The following is an 18,521-nucleotide window of genomic DNA, read 5'->3' on the forward strand; positions in this document are numbered from 1 at the left end:
AGAAGTTGTTATCTTGTATATGAAAACTAGAAATGAAATCGCTTTTTCACATCCAAAGTATACCATTTTTCATAAAAATGTCAAACGTATGACAATTAATAAAATAGATTTTAAAAGGTGTTTATATAATTAGGAATTTAAATTGATTAACGTTTGACAATAATTGCCTTTAAAGTTAAACTATATGCAAGAATACGCTTACGAGGAGAGTATATATGTCTGTAAAAAAAGTTTGGACGAAAGAAGAACGTTATCGTCCATATCAAGAATGGGATAAAACGCATCTTGCTTTATTAAAAGAGAAAATCGCCAATTCTAAATGGCGTTTAGGGTACCATATACAACCAAATACTGGCTTACTAAATGATCCAAATGGTTTTTCATTTTTTAATGATCAATGGCATGTTTTTTATCAATCCTATCCAATGGGAGCTGTTCATGGATTAAAATCTTGGTATCATCTGACATCTGATAATTTAGTGGACTGGAAAGAAGAAGGAACAAAAGTATTTCCAGATAGTTTGTACGATAGTCATGGCGTCTATTCAGGAACCGCTTTGCCTGTTTCGGATCAATTGTTTCTTGCTTATACAGGAAATGTTCGTGATGATAATTGGGTTCGTCATTCCTACCAGTTAGGTGCCTGGATGGATGAATCTGGAACGGTTCAAAAAATCGAGACGCCATTGATCGCTGCACCGCCGAAAGGATATACATCAGAATTTAGAGATCCCCAAGTCTTTCGCTATAATGATCGTTACTTGATGGTCATAGGTGCTCAAGATGAGACAGAAAAAGGAAAGATTCTTACTTATCAAAGTTCTGATTTGCTTACATGGCAGTGCAAGGGTGAATTGGAGTTTACCGATAAAGAAATGGGCTTTATGATTGAATGCCCTAATTTACTAGTAACAGAAGACGCGGCTTTACTTATCTTTTGTCCTCAAGGGTTAGAACCAGATATCTGTTCTTATGGAAATATTTATCCTAATACGTATGTCATCGGGGATTCTTACGACAGTGAAGCGAATTGTTTGATTCAGCCTACTGTATTAAAAAATCTGGATGAAGGGTTTGATGTATACGCTACTCAAGCCTTTCAAGCACCAGATAACCGTTTATTATCTATTAGTTGGGTGGGATTACCAGAAATTGATTATCCAACCGATCAAGAAGAATGGGCCCATTGTCTAAGTAGTGTAAAAGAGCTGTTTATAAAAGACAAAAAATTGTATCAACGCCCTGTCGCAGAAATGAAGCAATTACGCATAGGTGAAGCGATTGAGTTGAACAAAGATTCCGATTCTTTTTTTGAAACAGAGACAAATCAGTATGAGATCAGGCTGTCATTTGACCCACTTTCCAGTGGAACGCTTACTTTATTTACGAATAAAGAACAAAATGAGGGATTAACGATTAATTTTGATTCGCAACATGGTAAAATAATGATAGACCGTAGTCAAGCTGGTACTGTTTTTGGAAAAGAATATGGATTTGTTCGATCGTTTTCGGTTGAACAAAAACCATTAGACCTACAAATTTTTGTGGATTCATCGATTGTTGAAGTCTTCATCAACGAAGGTGAAAAAGTGGCAACCATGCGAGTATTTCCAGAAACACATCAGACAGGAGTCCATCTAGAGTGTGATGGAGGCTATCAAGGGAAATTATGGCAACTGCGGAAAACTAACCAATAAAGGATGAACGGACATGGTCATCAAACTAACGGATGTAGCCAAAAAGGCTGGCGTCTCGCCCACTACTGTTTCTCGTGTGATCAATAATTACGGCTCCTTAAGTCAAAAAACCATTGATAAAGTAAATTTGGCGATGAAAGAGCTGAATTATCAACCGAATTCTTTAGCTCGTTCCTTACAAGGAAAAAATACACAATTGATCGGACTGATTTTTCCAACCGTTGCCAATCCTTTTTTTGGGGAGCTTGTTGAAAGAATCGAAGGGAAACTATTTGATTTAGGCTACCGTGTTATTTTGTGTGATAGTGCCAATAATAAAGAAAAAGAGCGTCATTATATTAATATGCTTGCGGCGAATAAAGTAGATGGAATCATAGCCGGTGCTCATAACCTAGGAATCACAGAATATGAAGATATCGAGCTGCCGATTGTTTCTTTTGACCGTTATTTAGCTGACAATATTCCAATTATTGGCAGTGATAATTTTCAAGGGGGCTATTTAGCTACTGAAACATTATTTGTCAAAGGTGCACGAAAAATTGCGATTCTCACAGGATCACAAGAATCAAACTCGCCTACAAATTTTCGTTTAAACGGGTATTTAAGTTTTCTAGAGAAGCACGAATTAACACCAAAAATGTTTCAGATTCAAACAACGGCTAGATCAACAACCTTGAAAAATTTAGAGATCAAACATATTTTAGAAACAGAAGAAATTGACAGCTTGTTTTGTACGGATGATTTAACGGCTATCCTTGTCTATAATCAATGCCAGCAATTGAAGATAAAAGTTCCTGAACAAATCAAGATCATTGGGTATGATGGAACAAAATTCGTTCAAAATTATTTTCCACAACTTTCGACGATTGCTCAACCAATGGCTGACTATGCAGAAATTTTAGTGGACTTATTGCTACAAAGAATCCAAAATCCAGAAAAAAAACTTGAAAAAAATTACCTATTACCGGTAAAACTAATTCAAGGTCAAACAACATAATCTTTAAAAGGAGTGAACAATATGTTATACGGTGCGATCGAAGCTGGAGGCACGAAATTTGTTTGTGCAGTAGGAAATGAAAACTTAGAAATAATTGAGCGTGTATCGTTTCCTACAGAAACACCTGAAAAAACCATGCGCTCTGTGATTGATTTTTTCAAAAAATTTGAAACACTTTCAACTATTGGAGTCGGATCATTTGGCCCAATCGATGTTAAACGGGAGTCCGAAACCTATGGCTATATCACCTCTACACCTAAACTTGCCTGGGAAAATTTTGATTTTGTTGGACATTTAAAAGAACAGTTGAATAATATTTCTGTTGCTTGGACAACGGATGTAAATGCTGCTTGCTATGGCGAATATATTGCGGGATGCGGTAAAGGATTATCAAGCGTAGTCTATTATACTATCGGAACTGGCGTTGGTGGCGGTGCTTTAGTAGACGGTCAATTTGTTGAAGGATTTAGTCATCCGGAAATGGGACACGCCATGGTTCGACGTCATCCTGATGATACATTTATCGGTAATTGTCCGTATCATACAGACTGCTTGGAAGGATTAGCTGCAGGTCCCGCCATCGAAAAACGAACTGGAACCAAAGGACAAGATCTACCGCCAGAAGACCCATCATGGGATATTGAGGCATACTATATTGCGCAATGCGCTTACAATACCACTTTGCTCTTTTCGCCTCAGGTCATTATCTTTGGTGGCGGTGTGATGAAGCAAGAACAATTAAGAAAAAAAGTCCAAGAACAATTCGCCAAGTTGATCAATGATTATGTGAAATACCCTGATTTGTCGACCTATATTGTTACTCCTCAATTAGAGGACAACGCAGGTGTAATCGGGTGTCTCGCTTTAGCGAAGGATTTGTATTTGCAAGCGTAGCTAAGGATAGTGAATAATAACCGATGTTGTAAAAAAGAAACCACTATAAATTCTCTTTCAAAGACCAGACATTCTAATCGGTGACTGGTCTTTTTTACGTAAGATTGATTGGAGAGTGCAAGATGAACTGTAAAGGAAGCTTATTTAAAGCGAGCTACTTATACAAGGCATTTTGCTTTTTTTTATTTACTATTTAGTGCTGAACATAATTGAAACATGTACTTTTTCTAAATCTAATTTATGATGTGATTACGGATAGTCGGAGGTGATTGCACATATGGGAAAAATAAATACAAATTAGGCAGGTAACATAATCATACCAACGAATCGATCGCTTATATTTTCTATAGAACAGCAGCGTTTAGAACGAAACAGTACAAGAAATTGCAACAAGTTCTTGAAAGGATTTGTGATGTAAAAAAGGAAGCGGTACCGATATAATCGAAAGTGTAAAGAATGATAGCGCTTGCAGTTGAGTTTCAGAAATGACATAGCACAAGAATGGAGGGGGAATATGAAATTGACGCAAAGACAGTCACTTTTAGCCTCAATACTTATAAAACAGAATGGCTTTCAAACAGTTAAGCACTATGCAAAAAAGTTAAACATTTCTGAAAGAACAGTTCATTCTGATTTAAAGAGTGTAGAGAAATACCTTTTACAAGAAGGTTATCAGGTGGAGAGAAAACCTGGTATAGGGATTCGGGTAAAAAGAAGCATTGGAAGTCCACCGAAAACGAATGAACTACCAGAACAAAATATATACTCTACGAATGGTAGACGGGAAAAAATTATTCAATTACTTTTATTTGAAAATCGAACAGTGACCTTTGAATTATTATCGGAGATGTTTTTGATCAGCAGGACATCTATCAATAATGACCTTAAGTTTATAAAAAAAATATTAACGTTAGGAAACACAGTAAAAATTATTAGCGATTCTCAAGGAACTAGGATATCAGGGCAAGAAAAGGAGTTACAAAAGGCATATCTAGCGTTTAATCAGTACCTAACTGAGGAAAAAAACAACATATTTGAACCAGATGACGAAAAAAAAGAAGCATTGCTTAGTCAGTATTACGGGGAAGATATCGTTCGGGTGTGTACAAGAGTTCTTTACGGATATATCAAAAAAGATGTAACCGTAATAGCAGAACATTATGTATCAAACGTATTGAATATGATGATTATTTTGGTCTACCGGGTCAGGAATAACCATCATGTTGAAGGACTGGGTGAGGTAGAGAATAAAAAGGAGCGTGTCTTTTTTGAAAAAAGTGCGCAAGAGATGCTGAATACAATATCCTTGCGCTTAAACCTTCAATTTACTCGCAATGATATTGAATACTTATCAACGTATCTAATTTCAAATCGTTTTGAACCTTTGCCGACGAAAAAAAAATATCATAAGGTTGTTTCCAATATTATTGAAAAAGTGAGCAATTCGCTCAAAATGGATTTCACAGAAGATCAAAAATTAAAGGACCAATTAATGCTACACATCCCGCCGATGATTTATCGATTACGAGAAGGGGTTCAAACCACTAATCCTTTTATTGATCAAATAAAGAATGAGTTTACTATCGTATTTAACTTAATCTGGGTTATTTTAAGTGAATATGAAGAGGCGCTTGAAGTGATTTTTAATGAAGATGAAATAGGATTTTTAACGATTTATTTTCAATCAGCAATGGAGCGGGCGAAATTAAGTAAAAAAATTTTGATCGTCTGCCCAACTGGTATCGCAACCTCAGAGCTACTCTTGAATCGAATCAAAAATGTTCTGCCGTCTTTTGATATGTTAGAAGTAGCGTCAATTAAAGAGGTTGCTGCAATCGATTTAGAGCAAATCGATTTCGTCATCTCTACAGTCCAGCTAAATCTAGTGAATAAAAAGGTAATTGTTGTTTCACCGTTGTTAAGTGATCAAGATATAAAAAATATTTCTGCCGCTTATAATGAACAATTTATGTTCTCAAAGGAATTTGCTGACGAGACACAGAATAAATTAAGTAATCTTAGTCCGTATGTATCAGAAGAATTTATCTTTTGGAATGAGAATTTCAAGTCAAAAAGTGAATTACTCAATGAGATTGGGAACCGACTTCAAAAAGCCAAGGTCGTAACAGACAAATTTATTGAGAGTATGATGAGCCGGGAACGACTGGGTGGAACAGACCTAGTGACTGGAGCAGCTATTCCTCATGGAAATCCCAAATATGTTAAGAGAACGGTTGTTGCTATTGTAAAAAATAACAAGTACATCAAATGGAATGAATCTTCTGTAAAAACCGTGATGATTGTGTGTATTGCTGAAAAGGACACCCAAAAAATTAAAGGAATATTATCTGATATCTACCAAATAGTAGAAAGTAAAGAAAGACTGAATCAGTTTACAGAATCCCCAACAAAAGAAGCGTTAAGACGAAAGATAGGATGTGAGACTCTTGAATGATCGTGCAAGTGATGTAATTAAGAAAGACATGATTTTATTACAGACAAAGTTTCAAATGAAGGATGAAGTATTACACGCATTAGTTCAAAAAGCTGGTGAAGCGGGATTGATTTCAGATGAAACTCTTTTTCTGAATGCAGTATTGAATCGTGAGGCAGAAGTACCTACTGCAATTGGGTATCAAATTGCTATTCCTCATGGGAAAAGTGAGGTAGTGAAAACACCTTTTATTGGTTTCTTACAAACAGAAGAGGAATTTATTTGGACAAAAGGGCATGAGGAGCAGGTAAAACTTGTCTTTTTAATCGGTATACCAGCTGAAAATGAGAATAATATTCATTTGAAATTTATCTCACAACTTAGTAAAAAGCTATTAGATGAAGAGTTCAGAAATCAATTAATCGAAGAAAAAAATCAAGAGAAGGTCTTTAAGCTACTACGTTCGATCAATGTAGTAAGCTGAAAATGAATAGGAGGAAGCAAAATGAAAATCGTAGCAGTAACGGCATGTCCAACAGGAGTAGCCCACACATATATGGCCCAAGAAGCAATTGAAAAAGAGTGTAAAAAAAGAGGATACGATGTACAAGTGGAGACACAAGGTAGTATGGGGATTGAAAATGAATTAGAACAAGAAACAGTAGACAAGGCAGATGTTGTGATTTTAGCAGTTGCAATAGGAATTGAGGGCGAAGAGCGCTTCGATGAAAAAACAGATGAAGGAAAGGTACTGCAAATCGATCCGTCAGATGCAATCAAGCATCCTGTTGAGGTGTTAGACAACGCTGAAAAAATAGTTGAAACAACTGAATAAATCAAAAATAGAGGAGAGGACTCAAAATGAAAAAGGAGAACAAGTTTTTTAAAGATTTGCAAAAAGCCTTTAATACGGGAGTATCGTTTATGTTGCCTGCAGTTGTCGTTGGAGGGATTTTTTTAGCAGTCGCTTTGGCTACAGGAAAAGCGACAGACTCAGGAATGGAGATCACTAATCCCTTCATGCAAAATCTAAATGATTTGGGTGCTGCGGGTTTCGCTATGATGATTCCACTACTTTCGGGCTATATTGCCAATTCGCTGGCTGGCAAACCAGCCTTAGCACCTGCAATGATTTTAGGATTTGTTGCTAATAATCCTATCGGAGAAGGTCAAGTAAAGACCGGTTTCTTGGGTGCTATGATCATGGGGGTAGCAGTTGGTTATTTTGTCCGCTGGTGTAAAACATGGAAAGTTCCGACAACAATTCGAACAATTATGCCGATTTTAATTGTGCCAGTTTTAACGACATTTGTCTTAGGAATGATTTATATCTACATCATTGCAGTACCAATTGGTGCAGGAATGGATTGGTTAGTCAAAGTCTTAGGAGAAATGCAAGGGGGCAGTGCCATTGTTCTAGGGTTGATCATCGGTGCCATGACAGCAATAGATATGGGCGGCCCAATCAACAAAACAGCGACAGCTTTTACTTTAGCCTTAATGTCAGAAGGGATTTATGGACCAAATGGCGCACATAGAATTGCGGTAGCGATTCCTCCGCTAGCAATGGCGATTTCTACCTTTATTGACCGTAAAAAATATACTGCAGAAGATAAAGACCTTGGGATTTCTGCGTTTTTTATGGGACTGATTGGGATTACAGAAGGGGCGATTCCTTTTGCCGTAAAGGATATAAAACGAGTATTACCAGCGATTATTATTGGTAGCGCCGTTGGTGGTGCATTGGGGATGGCAAATGGTGTCGAGGCGCTGGTGCCTCATGGCGGATTGATTATTTTACCAGTTGTTAACGGAAAACTTTGGTACGTTTTATCAATGCTGATCGGTACCTTGATATCTGTGGCAATTCTACATTTTACAAAACCGAATTTGGATGAAGAAGACAAGATAAAAACAGAAAAATAGTTCGAACTAGAAAAAACGAATAGGAGATAGTGAGCATAATGGAAAAATTACCAATCAAAAAAGTAGTAGAAGGTTTACTAGAGTTACAAAAAACAGGTGAAAGTGCAACGCTGTTAGGAATTGGACCGATGTCAAAAAATTGTGTTCAGGCAACGCTAGAACTATCCAAAGAAGATGACTATCCAGTGATGTTTATCGCGAGTCGAAATCAAGTAGATGCAGATGAACTTGGCGGGGGCTATGTAAATGGCTGGAATCAGTTTACCTTTGCAAAAGCAGTGAAAGAAGTAGCAGAAGAAATTGATTATGACAACTTATATTATATGTGCCGAGATCATGGTGGTCCTTGGCAGCGTGATCAGGAAAGAAATGACCATTTACCTACAGAAAAGGCGATGGAGCTAGGAAGAAAATCTTATGTTGCTGATATTGAAGCAGGATTTGATCTATTGATGATTGATCCTACCAAAGACCCTTTTGAAGTTGGCAAAGTGATTCCTTTAGAAACCGTCTTAAATCGAACGGTTGAATTAATTGAATTTTGTGAAAATGAACGAAAAGCACGAAACTTACCAGCAATTGGTTATGAAGTTGGAACAGAGGAGACCAATGGAGGGTTAACCTCTACAGAAACATACGAAACCTTCATTCTACAATTAAAAGAAGAACTAGAAAAACGTGGATTACCAATGCCAACCTTTATAGTTGGACAAACTGGAACACTAACACGTAAAACAGAGCAGGTTGGTACATTCAATTTCAAAAATGCTTATGATTTAGCACAAATGGCAAAAGGGTATGGCGTTGGTTTGAAGGAGCACAATGGGGACTATTTAGATGATGTAACCTTGCTAGAGCATATTCCTTCAGAAATTACAGCAACGAATGTTGCACCACAATATGGAACAGAAGAAACCCGTGCTTATTTGAATCTTGCTGCAGTAGAAGCGAAATTAGTAGAGAATGGTCTTATAACAAAACCGTCGAAAACAAGAGAGGTTTTACTTGTACATGCCATTAAAAGTGAACGCTGGAGAAAATGGATGGTTGGTGCACAAAAAGAATTGACAGTCGATGAAATCATGCAAGATGCGGCATTATCGGAGGAAATTCTTGATATCGCTGGACATTATACCTTCAATGATGAGGAAGTAAAAAATGAAATAGCGACACTTTACGCAAATCTTGAAAAACATAATATTCATGGACAACGGTATGTTATCGACCATATTAAGCGCCCAATCAGAGACTATGCAGAATGCTACAATCTAAAAGGTGTAACAAGTCGGATCAAGCAATTAGGGTAAAAAAACAATCAGTAAAGAGAGGGGAAAGTAAAACGGTTCTTGTTTTACTTTCCCCTCTCTTTCGCAATTTTAGAGATCTTCTCATAGTCTGCCTAATGCTGAAAGTTCGTTGTATACTATAGATAAACAAAATTTACATGTTGGTTTGAAGCTGTATTCAATCCAGTTAAAGTCAAACCATTTTTCGTATGAGAGATGGAACGTAAAAACGTTAGGAGGAAAACTTTGTATAATTTTATTTTCGATGTTGATGATACATTATACGATCAGCTAGAGCCTTTCAAGAGGGCATATTATGAAAACTTTTCGACAAATAACGAAATTTCTATAGAAGGATTATATCGCTATAGTCGTAAATTTAGTGATGAAGTTTTTGAACAGTCGCAACAAGGAACTATTTCTATGGATGAAATGCATATCTACCGTCTCACTAAGGCTTTTAATGTGTTTGATATTACAATCAAACCACAGCAAGCTTTAGCTTTTCAAAAGGACTATGCAAGATTTCAAAAGGAAATCACTTTACTTCCAGATATGGAGAAAACATTGCAGTACTGTAAAACAAATAACGTAACCACGGGTATTATTACAAATGGACCTTCCAAGCATCAACGAAACAAGATAAAAAATTTAAACATCACTCATTGGATAAAACCAGAGCATCTATTTATTTCGGGTGAATTGAAGATGGCAAAGCCGGACAAACAAATTTTTCATTATGTAGAAAATCAGATGAAGTTGGAACGACAACAGACATTTTACATTGGCGATTCTTATAAAAATGATATGCTTGGAGCAAAAAGTGCCGGCTGGAAAACGATTTGGTACAATCAACGTGATCACTTTATAACAGATGAAGCTAGTGAGCCTGATTTCATAGTGAAAAAAACTGGCCAAATCTATGATTTAATAGAAAACTTGTGTAATCGTTTTTAACAAATGGAATCAAGTGACAAGCCAGTAAAGCTGAAGCAAAAGAAGGGCTTGTAGGTAGTTTGCGCTTGCAGAGATAAGGTCAAAGAGGGTTTATCTGTTTTAAGTAGCATTAGCTGTTGTTATCACATTCGTTATTTCTATTTGAATGCCATACAAAGGAGCCACAGAAAAGCCCACTTGTAATCTCATTAAACTATTTGCTAGAATAAAAGAGTTCTATCTAGTTGATTATTATTGGGGGATTGAAATGAAGAAAAAGCGTTGGGGTTTAGGTATGATGTTACTTTTAAGTCTTTTTGTTAGCGGTTGCGCGAACAAGGAAGAGGCAGAGCAAGCTGCTAATAAAGAAAAATTGATAAAAAAAGCGGAAAAAGCCATAGCAGAGCGTCCAATTATTTACATGTCCAATAATTTTATGGGCTTGATGGATACTACGGGAACCATTTTAATGGATGGAGAAAAAGAGCGAGTAAAAGAAATTGAGGCCTTTTCTAATAGTACATTGTTGCAATATACTACAACTATGCACGAAGTGTTTTATTTCAATACAGATAGTTATCAAATTTTTCCTGAAAATCCAGAACTTAGAATCCCAAATTGGACGTTTAAAAATAGTAAATATGGTCGTTATGAAGATCCCAATTTGAAAAAGTATGGACTTATTTTGAATGATGGCACAGTAGTGAAAGAAGCCAAAGATATGCCAGATGGTATAAGAGATTTTAGTTTTAGCAATGCAAGCTTTGCTCATGTTCGCTTTAAAGATGGTACATCTGGGCTAATGAATAACGAGGGAAATCTGTTATTGAAAGAAACTGAAGACCTGAGTTATCTAGAAAAAGAGGGAGAAGAGGGTGAGCTAGCTGTTATTCGGATGGAGGGAAGTTACGGAATCGTCCACGAAAAGAAGGGGTTGATTTTTTCTCCAGAAGAAGCTAAGAAGCTTGAAATAACAGAGATCTTTCCATATGCACAACGTGCAACGGCTATTTATAAAACAAAAGAAGAGAAGTATGGCTTGATTAATCAAGAAGGTAAAGTAGTCTATGAGGATGAAGAACCCGTGTTGTTTAAATACATCTCCCCCTTTTCTGAAAAAGGTCTTGCTTTAGCTAAGTCATATGGTGATGACCTTGTCATCAATGAGGCTGGAGAAGTGGTGACAGTGGTTGCAGATCAACTAAAAGAAGAGGCTAGGATCGTTGATGGCTTTTTAAAAGAGAATACTATTTTAGTTAGATTAGGGAATGTTAGAGAAGAACAATATGCTCTGATGAATGAAAAATTCGAAGTAGTCAAAAAATTTTCAAGTGACTATAAAGCCTCACCAATTTATCTAGGTAATGGCCTGTTTTCGATTCGAGAAGTTGGGGCAGATAGTTTCCCTACCGTTATAAATAGTTCTGGAAAAGAAATTTTTTCCAAAACTGAGAGCCAAACCAAAGAAATTCATCATTTTGGTAAATTTACAGATTCCGGATTATCTATTTTTAGTACAAAGAATTACGATCAAGGGTTAGTGAATCAAAAAGGGAAGATCCTTATAGAAGCAAGCAAAGGCTCAGAAATCGAGATAGAGCAAATGCAAAATAGCTATCAAGTATCAAAGAGTTTGCCAGGGAAAAAAACTACAAAGTATTACTATGATAAGGATGGACAGTTATTTTATCAATCAAAAGAAGACGAACAGATATTTTTATCCAAAGGGCTGATTATGATTGTAAAGCCCGATGACAAGACTGTTGTTCATGACGAAAATGGCTACTTAATCAAAACAATCGAGGCCAAAATAGATAAATGATGTGCTAGTCAATGTATGAATTTCCTGACGATTCTACAGAAAAAGAAGAGAGTAAATATATAGTAGATTTCTGAAAAACCAACCATTGTAGTTAGTGGTTGGTCTATTTTTGGTAAGAAGATACATTCTTATGATGTTTATTGAATAGCTTAGAGTTTTTTATTTATTTCATACATTACAAATTATTCTAGAAACCTATCCTGTGATAAAATAAGGGATATATAACCTAATATGGAGAGGATGAAGCAGACTGTGTCAATTCCAGAGTCAATTAACAAACAAAATATCATTGAAGCTATTCAATTTATTGATAATTATGGGTATCCAAATGAAAAGACAGCGAAAGATTATGTATTAGAGTATAACGGAAAACAGTATCCAGTAAAATTTGTAATCTCTATTGGAAAGCAGTTGTCGGAGGGGATTTCGATTGAGCCGAATACTACAGTTGATACCTCTTGGTTTAAAGGGGGAGTACGAACGAATTCTTTTCTTGAAAAGCTGGGGTTCAAGATAAAAAAACTTTCGCTTTCGAAAGAGGAACTGGCCAATCGAAAAGCGGCATTTTTGAAGTGGGGAAGTAAAAAAAGTGGAGGGAAATGGACTTCAGTTTATCCTAAAGCTAATTGGCTATCTGGCTATTGTGATGAAGGGTCTAAGTATGAAAAAATAAAATTCATTCCTATTAAAAATATTGCATTAAATATCCAAGGCTTAACTGAAAATGAAAGAAATGCGGTATGGGAGCTACCAGAAAATCTATTTTCGTTTAATAACCTTAAAGAGTTTCAAGAGGCCAAAGAAATATTAAATAAAATATTTTCAGATCATTCTAGTGAAGTAAATAGGGAAATTACTTCTTTCAACTTGTTGGATAGAGAAACAGATAAAAGGTGGAGAAGCTGGGAATATTCTAACTTTAAGAGGACATCTTGGGCTAAGAATTACGAGCAGTATTTAAAGGAGTGTGAAAATGGTTTGGAAAATAATATAGGAGAATCATACAATATTTCAGGTTGGAATCGTATTTTATACGGTCCGCCAGGTACAGGTAAAACGTATAGTATTAATGAAGTAAAAGAAAATCTGATTAACGGTCAACATAGTACCTCAAGAACACTTCTAAATTATGCGACATTATCTTGGAAAGAAGCTATTTATTTAGCGTTCAAGCGAAATAATAATAATCCAATGACGATTAAACAAATTGAACAAAGTGAAGTTGTAAAACAATATGCAAAAACGAAAAGCAGCAAAACACCCTATGGAACATTAAGTACAACAATAATTGAGAATGCAACTGAAAAATCAACAGGGACTATTTATCGAAAGGGCACGGATTTATTTGAACGCGTAGATGGTTTATCTGAAAAAAAATGGATACTTACTGAAGATGGTAAAATTGAAGCAGATGAAGTTGAGGATGTTGTGAATACAGAACGACTAGCTGAAGCTGACTTTTACTTTTCACTTGTGACATTTCATCAGTCTTATGGTTATGAAGATTTTATTGAAGGTATTTATGCAGAGACAGAGGACGGTCAGATCCACTACAGTGTTAAAGATGGTGTATTTAAAGAATTTTGTAATCGTGCGAAAGAATATCCAAACAAAAATTTTTTATTTGTCATTGACGAAATTAATCGTGGAAATATCAGCAAAATTTTTGGGGAGCTGATTACTTTAATTGAACCATGTAAACGTTTAGGAAAAGAGGAAGGACTATCGATCACCCTTCCTTATTCGGGTGATATCTTTGGCGTCCCTCAAAATGTATTTATACTAGGTACTATGAATACAGCAGATCGATCCATTGCATTGATGGACACAGCACTTCGTAGACGCTTTGAATTTATAGAACGGATGCCCGATGCAGATATTATAAGGGATGAAGTTGGAGAAATTGACGGTATTGAAATTGCAGATATACTCCAAGTAATGAATGATCGAATTGAATTTTTTTATGATCGTGAACATACTTTAGGTCATGCCTTTTTCTTGAATATTTCAACTATTAAAGAATTACAGTCAGTTTATGAAAATAAGATAATTCCACTATTGCAAGAATACTTCTATGAAGATTATGAAAAAATCCAAGCGGTATTAAATGATATAAACGGCATTTATATCAAGCGAGAATCCAAGCAGTCAATCAATCTTTTTGATTCAAAATTTGCTAACTTAATTAGTGACTACGATACAGATCGATTTGTTTTGAAGACCAATGTTAGCGATGAAGAATTTGTTCAATTTATTCAATCAGTAGTTGTTGGTGGTGAGTAAATATGTCAGCTATTGATGCTAGAACAATCACAGTTTCAGAATTTGGTAGAATATATGCTGGTCAAACATATGATGGTGTGATGATACAACCAAAAGATATTCAAGAGTTAAGAGGGTATATTGACGAGCAGAATACAAAAGTTAGTGGTGAAAAAGCACATTATTATGATTTTTTGAAGCCCATCAGAAATGGTGTTCAAGTAAATAATTATGTAGGTGTCTTGCAAACTGACTCAGGTTTAACAATTGAAATTCTTCCCAAAATCTATGGAAAGTCTGCTTCATTAGAAGATAAAAAGGTTATTAGAAATTTATTTTTTCAAATGTTAAAAACTGCCAGGAATATTAATGGAAAGTACTATGAAATGACAAATCTTGATATGCGAAGGAATACAATTTTTGAAGTATTCATTTCAATGTTTTTAACCCAATCTAGCCGTATTTTTAAGCAAGGAATTAAGGCCAACTATGTTTCAATTCAAAGTAATGAACGTTTTCTTAAAGGTAAACTATTAACAGGAAGTCATATTAGGAAAAATAGTTTTAATAATTCTAAATTTTACAATGAATTTGATGAATACCAAGCAAATATTCCAGAAAATCAATTGTTAAAAACGACTCTTATATTTCTTCTAAAAAGAAGTAAAGATCATCAGAATCTTAGATTGATCAAAGAGCAATTGCTCTATTTTGATAATGTTGATGAAATCCGTGACCCAAATCAAACGTTTCATAAGGTTCAACTGGGAAGAGACTATGTTTACTATAGGCAAGCACTTGAGTGGTGCAAAATTTTCTTGAGAGGGCAATCATTTACTTCGTTCAAAGGATCATCATTAGCATTTGCACTGCTTTTCCCGATGGATAAAATTTTCGAGGCGTATATTTCAAGTATCGCTATAAAGAGTTTACCTGAATATGAGATTTCTGCACAAGACAAAACTTATTGGTTATTCGATGGTACAGAAGAAACAAGTCGTGGATACCAACTTCGACCTGACTTGGTGTTGAGAGATGTTACTAGCAAGCAAACGATTATTGTAGATACTAAGTGGAAACTTCTTGACCATACTGGGCCAACACAAGCCGATTTATATCAAATGTATGTTTATTTCACTAGGTATAAGCACAATAAGGAAGATGTAGATAAAGTTATTCTCCTTTATCCCTATTCAGAAAACTATAATGAACAAGAATTCAGAAGCATAAAAAAAGCAAACGCAGAATTAGGTGCAAAAGTCCAAGTGAGGTTTGTTGATTTATTGTCAGTAAATATTGAAGAAGAAGTTTGTAAAATCTTGAAATAACGGGCAATCCGTCTTGATTATAGGGGGCTTCATCAATTTTATTTTCACCAGTATATATGCGAAGATCAATCATTCAAATCGGTGATTGGTCTCTTTTTTATGGATTGATTTTCAGTAGACTATACGACTACCTAACCAATGGAAAATCTAGCTGGAAGATGACTACAAAACAGAATTTAAACTGGGAGTATTTCGAAAGGAATCTAAAAGTTTGAAGATCTAGTTATTCACTATACTTTAATTAATCAATTAGTTATTAGTTCAGAAGCTTCTAAATGAATAATTGAGAATAAAACATAAAAAGAGAAGAGGAAACAAAAATGGCAGTAGAGGGATCGATTTTAATTTCAGGAAGTCAATGGTTACAAGGACAAGGAGTTCATGTGTATTCAAATGGTGGTAATTATGGTACGTATTATCAATGTGTCGAATTACCGCAACAAAGGTTATATCCTAAAATGGGATGGCCAAGAGTCTATGCAGCAGGAAATGGTGGTGCGCAATATATTCCAGAAGGTTCTCCAGGTTTAGCCCGATATAATCCAGGATCTAAATATATTCCAGTACCTGGAGATTTAATAATTGAAACAGGAAATAGCTCAAATCCATATGGACACGTTTCTGTTGTCGATTATACAGATGTGGATAAAGGAATCATTTATGCAGTAGAGCAAAATGCTTCGGCTAGTGGCAGAATGACATATGCTTACAATGGAAGCAACTATACAGGACTTTCAAGCAACAGAACAGTCAAATGTATTCTCCACGCACCAGGTAATAACTTTAAAAATCCATCAACAGCACCTAAATTACCATCAAAAAATCCGGCACAACCTATTTCTAAAGGGATCAATTATGAAACACATGTGAGTAAAGTTGGCTGGATGAACAATGTAAAAGATGGTGCATTATCTGGATCGACTGGTTTTAAATTACCTGTTGAAGCAGTCAAAATTACCTTTAAAAATGGCCAAATTAATGGTTCAGTCGAATATCGAGCACATGTTTCTGAAAAGGGTTGGATGTCATGGGTAAAAAGTGGACAAGTAGCTGGAACAACAGGCCAATCAAAAGCAGTTGAAGCAATTCAAGCACGTTTAACAGGCGAAGCCGCAAATTATTATAATCTGGAATATCAAGCCTATGTAGATGGAAATGGGTGGTTAAGTTGGGTAAATAACGGTGCGACAGCCGGTACAACAGGGCAAAAGAAAACCCTTCAAGCGATTAAAATGAAATTAGTTCGAAAACCAATCGTCCAAGGAAGCAAACAACCTACTGCTAAAGGTCTAAGCTACCGTATGCATCTAGCGGAAGAAGGTTGGTTAGGGTATGTCACAGAGAACCAAATGGCTGGAACAACAGGTTTAGGAATCGAAAGCCAGTGTTTAGAAGTCTATATGGATGGGAAAAAAGAAAATATACAAATTGATGCTCATGTCGCTGAAAAAGGCTGGTTGACAAATGCAGGTGGGACTGTGGGTCAAAGACTTTCGTTACAAGCAGTCAAAATCAACTTGAAAAATGGGCTAGACAAGTACTACGATATTTACTATCAAGTACATGTATCTGAAAAGGGCTGGATGCCATGGGTCAAAAATGGCGCTATAGCAGGTACAACAGGTCAAAAATTAGCCATTCAAGCAATTCGAATAAAGCTAGATGGGAAAATTACCAAAGAACCTGTGAATACAGTATCTAAGTAGAAAAATAAGTAAACGAAAGAAATAAAGACCATGTTTAATGCAGGAAAAAGTGGAATAATGGCAGAAAAAAACTGTCTGTTATTCCACTTTTTAGGTATAGGATTGAACACTTAGGATCATTTCATTTTTTTAAATAGATAAGAGCTCAAAAGCACCTTCCCTCCATTCTCATGCCTATGATAGAATAAATAGTGATTGGAATAAAAGGAGTGAGAAAATAAAATGGTTAATCATTTTTCAACAGTTGGTATACCTGTTTCATCTGAAGCCGATTTCATGGAATATGCAAATCTAGTGTTTGAATCAGGGAAGAAAGTCAAGGCACCTGGTGGAACCTATCTTCTACTAAAAATGGGAAACGGAATCGAACTTTGGGGTCAGTTAAATACACAAGGTGAGATGATTGGGTTAAATCCACATTATGAAGGAACTGCTGTTTCAACCATTCGTTTACTTGAAAAAGTTGAAGATCCTACAGATACGGTATTAGATGGAAGAGTTCATAGTGAAGCGGAGCCAGGCGAAGATGGGACGTTTGCATACCCATTTGTTTTTGATATGCCGAATATTGCAGCTCAGAAAATAAAATACCCTGTGATACGAGAAGTACAGTTAGCAGCTTTTGCGCATGAGTTGAGTGTTTACGCTAATGAAGAAGAATATAATAATGGACAAGAAACAGAGGCCAAATTTGCTAGTGAATTTTTTATTCCATCAGGTTTATTTGGCGGAGATGGAGAAGGCGGACCGAGCTCTATGGGGCTGTTTGGAGGTCGGGTTTTGGCTGCTGAAAAGCTCAGAAACCCTTATTCTGATGCTTATTTTTACTATGCAAAAGTCAAAACGTTAGGTGGGGAATTTGATGTAGTCGCTGATCCTGAACTTGTTACTGAAGAGATTAGGGAAGGAAATATTATTTCTGGATCCTTTTGGTTAACAGGAAAACTAATACAAAAAAAGTTTAAGTTTTTTGGATGATAAAACCAATCTAAAAAGGATTAAGAAGTCCTGTGACATTTTCATATAGGACAGATTGAGACAAGAAAAAACAGAACTATCGTGTCTGAAATAATCAAATGCAAGTCTTTTTTTGTTGGTACTACTGTTTTCAATTGGTGTAAGAACTAGAAGTTTTTGCAAGGAACATTGTAAGTGAAATTTCTATCCTGTATAATTAAAGCAAGCATTAAAGCTACTTCTACTCTAAAGTGGAAGTACTTTTTTTATCTCAAC

The 18,521-nt window shown here is 35.7% G+C and carries 14 protein-coding genes; all 14 read left to right on the top strand.

What is annotated here, in order from left to right; all coding sequences use genetic code 11:
* Window positions 1-215: 215 nt before the first annotated feature.
* Window positions 216-1,697 (top strand): sucrose-6-phosphate hydrolase, encoded by a 1,482-nt coding sequence (locus IGJ50_RS01505; protein WP_069641444.1) that lies wholly within the window; start codon window positions 216-218, stop codon window positions 1,695-1,697.
* Window positions 1,698-1,710: 13 nt separating this feature from the next.
* On the top strand, window positions 1,711-2,694 hold the full coding sequence (locus IGJ50_RS01510; protein ID WP_069641445.1) for a LacI family DNA-binding transcriptional regulator: 984 nt from the start codon (window positions 1,711-1,713) through the stop codon (window positions 2,692-2,694).
* 21 nt (window positions 2,695-2,715) lie between these two features.
* Window positions 2,716-3,588, top strand: a complete 873-nt coding sequence (locus tag IGJ50_RS01515; protein ID WP_069641446.1) for an ROK family protein — start codon at window positions 2,716-2,718, stop codon at window positions 3,586-3,588.
* A 514-nt stretch (window positions 3,589-4,102) separates the two neighbouring features.
* Window positions 4,103-6,043, top strand: a complete 1,941-nt coding sequence (locus IGJ50_RS01520; RefSeq protein WP_069641447.1) for a BglG family transcription antiterminator — start codon at window positions 4,103-4,105, stop codon at window positions 6,041-6,043.
* On the top strand, window positions 6,027-6,506 hold the full coding sequence (locus tag IGJ50_RS01525) for a PTS sugar transporter subunit IIA (protein ID WP_340689688.1): 480 nt from the start codon (window positions 6,027-6,029) through the stop codon (window positions 6,504-6,506). The genes IGJ50_RS01520 and IGJ50_RS01525 overlap by 17 nt, the downstream gene beginning before the upstream one ends.
* 21 nt (window positions 6,507-6,527) lie before the next feature.
* Window positions 6,528-6,857 carry a PTS fructose transporter subunit IIB gene (locus IGJ50_RS01530; RefSeq protein WP_069641448.1) on the top strand — a complete coding sequence of 110 codons (330 nt, stop codon included), beginning with the start codon at window positions 6,528-6,530 and terminating at the stop codon, window positions 6,855-6,857.
* 26 nt (window positions 6,858-6,883) lie between these two features.
* Window positions 6,884-7,948 (top strand): PTS fructose transporter subunit IIC, encoded by a 1,065-nt coding sequence (locus IGJ50_RS01535; protein ID WP_069641449.1) that lies wholly within the window; start codon window positions 6,884-6,886, stop codon window positions 7,946-7,948.
* A gap of 38 nt (window positions 7,949-7,986) precedes the next feature.
* A complete protein-coding gene (locus tag IGJ50_RS01540; RefSeq protein ID WP_429948560.1) occupies window positions 7,987-9,255 on the top strand; it encodes a class II D-tagatose-bisphosphate aldolase non-catalytic subunit in 1,269 nt (422 codons plus the stop codon).
* A 225-nt stretch (window positions 9,256-9,480) separates the two neighbouring features.
* The gene (locus IGJ50_RS01545) at window positions 9,481-10,191 is read left to right on the top strand and encodes an HAD family hydrolase (RefSeq protein WP_069641451.1); all 711 of its coding nucleotides are present in this window, start codon (window positions 9,481-9,483) and stop codon (window positions 10,189-10,191) included.
* A 247-nt stretch (window positions 10,192-10,438) separates the two neighbouring features.
* Window positions 10,439-11,992: a hypothetical protein gene (locus IGJ50_RS01550; RefSeq protein ID WP_429948562.1), complete on the top strand. Its 1,554-nt coding sequence runs from the start codon at window positions 10,439-10,441 to the stop codon at window positions 11,990-11,992.
* A gap of 240 nt (window positions 11,993-12,232) precedes the next feature.
* Window positions 12,233-14,275, top strand: a complete 2,043-nt coding sequence (locus IGJ50_RS01555; RefSeq protein WP_100630411.1) for an McrB family protein — start codon at window positions 12,233-12,235, stop codon at window positions 14,273-14,275.
* Between the two features lie 2 nt (window positions 14,276-14,277).
* Window positions 14,278-15,582, top strand: coding sequence for an McrC family protein (locus tag IGJ50_RS01560; RefSeq protein ID WP_069641454.1), 1,305 nt, complete (start codon window positions 14,278-14,280; stop codon window positions 15,580-15,582).
* Between the two features lie 320 nt (window positions 15,583-15,902).
* Entirely contained in the window at window positions 15,903-17,288 is a 1,386-nt protein-coding gene (locus IGJ50_RS01565; RefSeq protein ID WP_207120957.1) for a CHAP domain-containing protein, read from the top strand.
* Window positions 17,289-17,510: 222 nt separating this feature from the next.
* Window positions 17,511-18,266, top strand: a complete 756-nt coding sequence (locus IGJ50_RS01570; RefSeq protein ID WP_429948565.1) for a hypothetical protein — start codon at window positions 17,511-17,513, stop codon at window positions 18,264-18,266.
* Window positions 18,267-18,521: the final 255 nt, after the last annotated feature.

The sequence above is a fragment of the Enterococcus sp. AZ101 genome (assembly GCF_050499005.1).
GTDB lineage: Bacteria > Bacillota > Bacilli > Lactobacillales > Enterococcaceae > Enterococcus_L > Enterococcus_L ureilyticus.